Annotated in this window: 1 rRNA gene; it reads right to left on the bottom strand. The window is 54.8% G+C overall.

From position 1 onward, the window contains the following. A 23S ribosomal RNA gene (locus HMPREF0670_RS15250) occupies window positions 1-526 on the bottom strand; the annotation flags it as partial.

The raw sequence follows: 526 nt of genomic DNA, 5'->3' as shown, positions 1-526 counted from the left end.
GCTATCCCGCGTCTTCGGTGTCTGCCTTATACCCGATTATTATCCACGCCCGGACCCTCGACCAGTGAGCTGTTACGCACTCTTTAAATGAATGGCTGCTTCCAAGCCAACATCCTGGCTGTCGCGGGGACCAGACTTCGTTAGACTAACTCAGGCAGAACTCCGGGACCTTAGACGGCGGTCTGGATTCTTCTCCTCTCGGGAACGGACCTTAGCACCCGTCCCCTTACTGCGCAGCTACTATCCCCTAAGCATTCGGAGTTCGTCAGGACTTGATAGGCGGTGAAGCCCTCGCGTCCTATCGGTCGCTCTACCTCTTGGGGAGAACACTGCACGCGGCACCTAAATGCCTTTCGGGGAGTACGAGCTATCTCCAAGTTTGATTGGCCTTTCACTCCTACACACACCTCATCGGGAAGCTTTTCAACGCTTATCCGTTCGGACCTCCATCCCGTGTTACCGGGACTTCATCCTGGACATGTGTAGATCACTTGGTTTCGCGTCTACCACCACCAACTTCAAACGC

Source organism: Prevotella sp. oral taxon 317 str. F0108 (assembly GCF_000162415.1).
Classification (GTDB): domain Bacteria; phylum Bacteroidota; class Bacteroidia; order Bacteroidales; family Bacteroidaceae; genus Prevotella; species Prevotella conceptionensis.
The sequence above is the reverse complement of the archived record's forward strand: the minus strand, read 5'-3'. Positions and strand labels throughout refer to the sequence as shown.